5 protein-coding genes are annotated in these 7156 nt (G+C 67.4%); 1 reads left to right on the top strand and 4 read right to left on the bottom strand.

Annotation, left to right across the window (positions count from 1 at the left end; translation table 11 throughout):
- Positions 1 to 164: 164 nt before the first annotated feature.
- The 4 genes from ACFYW9_RS41220 to ACFYW9_RS41205 form a co-directional block, all read right to left on the bottom strand.
- The gene (locus ACFYW9_RS41220; RefSeq protein WP_389160311.1) at positions 165 to 659 is read right to left on the bottom strand and encodes a hypothetical protein; all 495 of its coding nucleotides are present in this window, start codon (positions 657 to 659) and stop codon (positions 165 to 167) included.
- 114 nt (positions 660 to 773) lie between these two features.
- A complete protein-coding gene (locus tag ACFYW9_RS41215) occupies positions 774 to 2036 on the bottom strand; it encodes an MFS transporter (RefSeq protein WP_389160309.1) in 1263 nt (420 codons plus the stop codon).
- Positions 2037 to 2114: 78 nt separating this feature from the next.
- Positions 2115 to 3197, bottom strand: coding sequence for an inositol-3-phosphate synthase (locus tag ACFYW9_RS41210; protein WP_389160306.1), 1083 nt, complete (start codon positions 3195 to 3197; stop codon positions 2115 to 2117).
- 44 nt (positions 3198 to 3241) lie between these two features.
- Positions 3242 to 3925: a PadR family transcriptional regulator gene (locus tag ACFYW9_RS41205; protein ID WP_389160303.1), complete on the bottom strand. Its 684-nt coding sequence runs from the start codon at positions 3923 to 3925 to the stop codon at positions 3242 to 3244.
- Between the two features lie 375 nt (positions 3926 to 4300).
- Between ACFYW9_RS41205 and ACFYW9_RS41200 the strand changes: the two genes are divergently transcribed.
- Entirely contained in the window at positions 4301 to 7051 is a 2751-nt protein-coding gene (locus tag ACFYW9_RS41200; protein ID WP_389160301.1) for a transglycosylase domain-containing protein, read from the top strand.
- Positions 7052 to 7156 lie beyond the last annotated feature (105 nt).

Below are 7156 nucleotides of genomic sequence, written 5' to 3'. Positions count from 1 at the left end.
CCCGGGCCGATGTAGCTTCCCGCCGCGGTGGCAGCGCTCATGCAATGGTGGGCCGTGCGGGGCTGCGCGGTGGCCGGCCCGTCATGTTTCACGTGAAACATGACGGGCCGGCCACGCGAAGGGGCGGTGTTTCACGTGAAACACCGCCCCTTTCCGCAGCTGCCTTACTTCGAGTAGTCCTTCAGGCAGAGCAGGAAGTCGCTGCCGTCACCGCTCTCGGTGTACGAGTACTGGAAGTCCTTGGCCTTCTCCTCGCACTTGCTGTCCGCGGCGGCCGAGGTGAACGAGCCCTCGACCTTGGCCAGCACGATGTACTCCGCCTGCGATGAGCTGCATTCGACGACCTCGAGGTCGGGGTTGGTCGAGTTGCTGCTGCCACGGTGCATGCAGTCACCGACCGCTGCCGTGTTGGCGTCGTCGCGGCTGGCTATGTAGCCACCGATGACCGCGACGGCCACCGCGACGACGACCACGACGTTCTTGACCAGCTTGAAGGTGATCTTGCGCTTCGGCTGCGTCGGCGGGGCCGGGGCGAAGCCGGCGCCCGGCTGCTGCGGGTATCCCTGCGGCGGCTGCCCTTGCGCGAACGGGTTGCCGCCCTGCGGCGGCTGCCCCTGGGCGTACGGGTTGCCGCTCTGCGGCGGCGGCGGAGTTGTCACTGGAGTTCCCCCCTGGAACGTAGATGCGCGACACGAACGTAAGACGCACGTAAGTTATCGGGCCCCTGTGACAACTCAGTAGTCAGGAGTGGCTCTGTGTCCCTGATGTGACACTTACCGAATCTCAAATCGGGTCATAGCGAACGCAATTGACGCGTAGATCGCCGCCACGGTGAGGACGAGGGAAACGGACCGTCCGTCAGAAGGCAGCATCAGCGCGGCCACTGCGGCCGCCCCGACGAAGGCGACGTTGAACAGGACGTCGTAGACCGAGAAGATCCTGCCGCGGAAGCCGTCGTCCACGGCGGACTGCACGATGGTGTCCGTGGCGATCTTCGCGCCCTGTGTGGTCACGCCCAGCACGAAGGCGGCGCCCAGCGTGGGTGAGGGGGCGAACAGGAGGCACAGCGCGGGCACCAGGACCGCGGCGGTGCCGGCGCAGACGGCGATCCAACGGCCCGGTCCCAGCCGCCCGGCCGCCCAGGGCGTCACCACGGCAGCGACGAAGAAGCCGGCTCCCGAGACGCCCACGGCCAGTCCCAGCAGCGCGAGCCCGTCGTCCGAACCGGACGCCCACGCGTAACGGCAGAGCATCAGCACCATGACCGTCAGGGCGCCGTAGCAGAAACGCATCAGGGTCATCGCCGTCAGAGCCCAGGCAGCCTCCCGCCGTGGGAGCTCCGCGAGATGGCGTACCCCTCCGGCGAGGCCTCGCGCGGTGCCGGCGAGGGCCGTGCCCACGTACGACCGGACCAGCTCCTGGTCGGGCCCGAGGATCCCCGGGGTGATACGCAGCGAGGCGAGGGCCGCGCACAGATACAGCGCCGCTCCCACGAGGACCACCGCCGCGTCGGAGTCCGCGACGACCAGCCGTACGGCGAACGCGAGACCCGCGCCCACGGTGGCCGCGAGCGTTCCCGCGGTCGGTGAGAGCGAGTTGGCCACCACCAGACGGTCCGCGTCGACGACACGGGGCAGCGCGGCCGACAGCCCGGCCAGGACGAAGCGGTTGACGGCGGTGACACAGAGCGCGGAGGTGTAGAAGAGCCAGTCGGGCGCCGGGCTCAGCATCAGCAGCGCCGTCACGCACGCCAGTGCCGCGCGCAGCAGGTTGCCGTACAGAAAGACCTGCCGACGCTGCCAGCGGTCCAGCAGGACGCCCGCGAAGGGACCGACGAGGGAGTAGGGGAGAAGGAGCACCGCCATGGCGGAGGCGATGGAGGCCGCCGAGGTCTGCTTCTCCGGCGAGAAGACCACGTAGGTGGCCAGCGCGACCTGGTAGACGCCGTCGGCGCCCTGGGACAGCAGCCGTACACCGAGCAGGCGTCTGAATCCCTGGAAGCGCAGGAGGACGCGCAGGTCACGCACGACGGCCATGGGTCACAGCCTCACATACGAGGAGGGTCCCCGGGCAGTAAGCCCGGGGACCCTCGACAGCGAGCACGCAGGCGTGCTTTAGCGCTCGACCTCGCCCTTGATGAACTTCTCGACGTTGGCGAAGGCCTCGTCGTCGAAGTACTGGACCGGCGGGGACTTCATGAAGTAGCTCGACGCGGAGAGGATCGGGCCGCCGATACCGCGGTCCTTGGCGATCTTCGCGGCGCGCACGGCGTCGATGATGACACCGGCCGAGTTCGGGGAGTCCCAGACCTCGAGCTTGTACTCCAGGTTCAGCGGGACGTCGCCGAAGGCGCGGCCCTCGAGGCGGACGTACGCCCACTTGCGGTCGTCGAGCCAGGCCACGTAGTCCGAGGGACCGATGTGGACGTTCTTCTCGCCCAGCTCACGGTCGGGGATCTGCGAGGTGACGGCCTGCGTCTTCGAGATCTTCTTGGACTCGAGGCGGTCACGCTCCAGCATGTTCTTGAAGTCCATGTTGCCGCCGACGTTGAGCTGCATGGTGCGCTCAAGACGGACACCGCGGTCCTCGAACAGCTTCGCCATCACGCGGTGCGTGATGGTCGCGCCGACCTGCGACTTGATGTCGTCGCCGACGATCGGGACGCCCGCCTCGGTGAACTTGTCCGCCCACTCCTTGGTGCCGGCGATGAAGACCGGGAGAGCGTTGACGAAGGCGACCTTGGCGTCGATGGCGCACTGGGCGTAGAACTTCGCCGCGGCCTCGGAACCGACGGGCAGGTAGCAGACGAGGACGTCGACCTGCTTGTCCTTGAGGATCTGGACGATGTCGACCGGCGCCTCGGCGGACTCCTCGATGGTCTCGCGGTAGTACTTGCCGAGACCGTCGAGCGTGTGACCGCGCTGGACCGTGACGCCCTTGTTCGGGACGTCGCAGATCTTGATGGTGTTGTTCTCGCTGGCACCGATGGCGTCGGAGAGGTCGAGGCCGACCTTCTTCGCGTCGACGTCGAACGCGGCGACGAACTCGACGTCACCGACGTGGTAGTCGCCGAACTGGACGTGCATCAGGCCGGGCACCTTGGTCGCCGGGTCGGCGTCCTTGTAGTACTCGACGCCCTGAACCAGCGAGGCGGCGCAGTTGCCCACGCCGACGATGGCTACGCGAACCGAACCCATTCCGGTTGCTCCCTGTGTCTATCGGTGAAACCCCGAACGGGGTCTCACGTGGCGGTGTCGTCGGACGGATCCGGCCGGGGGCTGTCCCGGTGCCGGGGCAGGCCGCCCGTCTCTCCAGATGTGTTGTCCTGCTGAGCGGAGCCGTCCGTACCGGGACGCTTGACGTCCCGTCCGGCCCGCTCGCTCTCGATGAGCTCGTTCAGCCAGCGCACTTCGCGCTCCACGGACTCCATTCCGTGGCGCTGGAGCTCAAGCGTGTAGTCGTCGAGGCGCTCCCGGGTGCGCGCCAGCGAGGCGCGCATCTTCTCGAGGCGCTCCTCCAGACGGCTGCGGCGACCTTCCAGTACGCGCATGCGCACATCGCGTGACGTCTGCCCGAAGAACGCGAAGCGAGCCGCGAAGTGCTCGTCCTCGTACGCGTCGGGACCCGTCTGCGCGAGAAGCTCCTCGAAGTGATCCTTACCTTCCGCCGTCAATCGGTAGACGATCTTGGCGCGACGTCCCGCGAGTGTTGCCGACAGGGCGTCTTCGGGCGTGGATCCCTCTTCCTCGATCAACCAGCCGTTGGCGACCAGCGTCTTGAGGCAGGGGTAGAGCGTTCCGTAACTGAAGGCACGGAACACACCCAGTGACGTATTGAGTCGTTTGCGCAGCTCATAGCCGTGCATCGGAGACTCGCGGAGCAGGCCGAGTACGGCGAACTCGAGGATTCCGGCACGCCGGCTCATCGTCGCCTCCTCCCCTGTCGCTGTCTCGTCGGCACGGTCATTATGCCGTGCTGATGTATCGACTCGATACATCAGCACGATAGAACGACCCTGCGGATGCGACAAGAGGGAGCAGAGTGAACGGCGTCACATCACCGATTCATACGAAGCAAGTTGCCTGATTTGGGGTGAACTTCGGTGCTAGGCAGGTTTTGGCGGTGCGTACTCTGTGCGGGATGGACACCACCGGGAACCGAGTGACGTCTGAGTACGTCAACGTCTTTGGTGCAGTACGGGTGAATGCGCGATCGACCACATCCGTACTTCGGGGGGACCGGAAACCAGCCGCCGTTTCCAGGCGCGCAAAGGTGCGCCTGCCCGAGGAGTAATCGTTCGATGAGCGAGCACCGTCGCAAACCGCCGCAGCCGCAGGGCGGCGGACGTGCCGCGGCCCGGCGCGGCCAGCCGCAGGCAGGCCCGTCCGCAGGCCGCCGCGATGCACCGCGAGACGCCACCGGGTCTCCTTCCGATCCATATGGCCCGGGGGGTGAAGAGAGTTCGTACGGCAGCCGTGCCGACGCGCGGCGTGCCACGCAGCGCGGAAGCGGCGGAAGCCGGCGCAGAGCCGCAGACGGCGCGGGTCACGGCGGCGGTCCCGGAGGAGGGGGCGGCCGACGCGGTGGTCCCCCGGGTCCGGGCGGTCCCGGACGCGGTCGAGGCCGCGCTCCCGAGCCTGCCAAGAAACGCATCATCGACTACCCGCGCGCGGGCCGGTACGGCGCCGCGCGCTGGGTGCCGTCCTGGAAGCTCGTGTCGGGCCTGTTCATCGGCTTCCTGGGCAGCATGGTCGCGGCCGCCAGCGTCGCGTACGCCCTCGTGGGCATTCCGGACATCGGCAAGACCGCCAAGGCGCAGAACAACGTCTACTACTGGGCCGACGGCAGCCAGATGGTCGCCACCGGTGGTGAGGCCAACCGCCAGATCATCGGCTACGCGGAGATCCCCAAGGAGATGCGCTGGGCGGTGATGTCGGCCGAGAACAAGACGTTCGAGACCGACAGCGGCGTCGACCCGATGGGTATCGCCCGTGCCTTCGTGAACATGGCCAAGGGCGGCCAGACCCAGGGTGGTTCCACCATCACCCAGCAGTACGTGAAGAACGCCATGCTCGAGGACCAGTCGCAGACGGTCTCCCGCAAGCTCAGGGAGCTGTTCGTCTCGATCAAGGTCGGGGCCAAGGTGCCCAAAGAGGACATCATGGCCGGCTATCTGAACTCCGCGTACTACGGACGTAACGCTTACGGCATCCAGGCCGCGGCGCGCGCGTACTTCAACAAGAAGGCCACGGATCTGAAGCCGGACCAGTGCGCCTTCCTGGCGGCCGTGCTCAAGGGCGCCACGTACTACGACCCCGCGGGCGCTGTGTCGATCGACTCGTCCGCCACGCCGGAGGCCAACCGCAAGCGTGCCGAGGAGCGCTGGGGCTGGATCCTCGACCAGGAGGTCCAGGACGGCCGTCTGACCGCGGCACAGCGCGCCAAGTACAAGAAGTTCCCCGATATCCAGTCCCCGCGGTCCAACGCGGCGCTCGGCGGGCAGGTCGGCTACCTGATCGACCTGGCCAACGCGTACCTGACCAAGAACAGCGACAAGACGGGGATCACCGAGACCGCGCTTCGCCGTGGTGGCTACGAGATCCACACGACCTTCGAGAAGAAGAAGGTCGACGCGCTCGAAGCCGCGGTGAAGAAGGTCCAGAAGGCGAACATCAAGCCCAAGCTGCGGCCGCAGAACGACAAGTACGTCCAGTTCGGCGGGGCGTCCGTCAACCCCGACAGCGGTGCCATCGAGGCCATCTACGGCGGTGTGGACGCGACCAAGCACTTCACCGACAACGCCGACCAGACCGGTGCCCAGGTGGGTTCGACGTTCAAGCCCTTCGTGCTGGCCGCCGCCATGTCCTGGGGTGTCAGGGATCCCGAAGGTCCCCCGTCCCAGCCGCAGGACCAGCGGACGAAGGTCTCGCCGAGGAGTTTCTACAGCGGCAAGAACAAGCTCAAGATCAAGGATTACAACGGAACCGACTGGACGGACGACAAGGGCAAGGAGTGGCTGCAGACGAACGACGGCGACCAGTCCCTCAACCCGCCCACGTACAAGATCGATCTGCGTGAGGCGATGCGCGAGTCCGTCAACTCCGCCTATGTCCAGCTGGGCATGGATGTCGGCCTGGACAAGGTGAAGGAATCCGTCCTGAGCGCGGGCATCAAGGAGTCGAGCCTCGCCAGCGCCAGGTTCCCGTCGTTCTCCCTGGGTACCTCCTCCCCGAGCGCGATCCGTATGGCCGGGGCGTACGCCACCTTCGCGGCCAGCGGCAAGCAGCGTGACCCGTACTCGGTCGAGAAGGTGACCAACAGTGAGGGCACCGTCTTCCAGCACGACAAGATCGCGAAGACGGTGGAGGCCTTCACCCCGGCGGTCGCCGACAACGTCACCGACGTCCTGAAGACCGTGGTCGAGAAGGGCACCGGTACCAACGCCCAGCTCCAGGGCCGTGAGGTGGCCGGCAAGACCGGTACCACCGACGGCAACAAGTCGGCCTGGTTCGTCGGCTACACCCCGCAGCTGTCCACGGCGATCGGCATGTACCGCCTGGACGACGACGAGACCAAGAAGAACCGCGAGTTCCTGCAGATGTACGGCACGGGTGGCGAGAAGACCATCCACGGTGCCTCGTTCCCGTCCCAGATCTGGCGGGACTACATGGAGGTGGCGCTCAAGGGCGAGAAGGTGGAGTCCTTCCCGGTGCCCGAGGAGATCGGTACGGTCCTCAACGACGTCCCGAGCCCGACGCCGACGCCCTCGGCCACCGAGAGCGCGACCGAGAGCCCGAGCCCGACCCCGAGTGCGACGCTCACGTCTCCCACGCCCTCGGCGACCGAGACCTGCAGGAAGTTCGACTTCAACTGCAACAACAACGGTGGGACCGACAACGGCGGGACCGACAACGGCGGTACGGACGCCGGCGGTACGGACGCCGGCGGCACGGACGGCGGCGTGACCACCTCGCCGACGGCGACCGCCACCACCGGGACCACCAGAGGAAACGGCAACGGTAACGGAGGCCTCTTGGGAGGCTCCGGCTGACAGTCGCCAAACAGCTTCGCGGGGGGGGGGGGGGGGGGGGGGGGGGGGGGGGGGGGGGGGGGGGGCGGGCGGGCGCGGGGGGGGGGGCGGCCCCGCGCGCGGGGC

The organism is Streptomyces sp. NPDC002698, from assembly GCF_042888945.1.
Lineage (GTDB): Bacteria > Actinomycetota > Actinomycetes > Streptomycetales > Streptomycetaceae > Streptomyces.
This window is presented reverse-complemented; position numbering and strand designations above follow the sequence as displayed.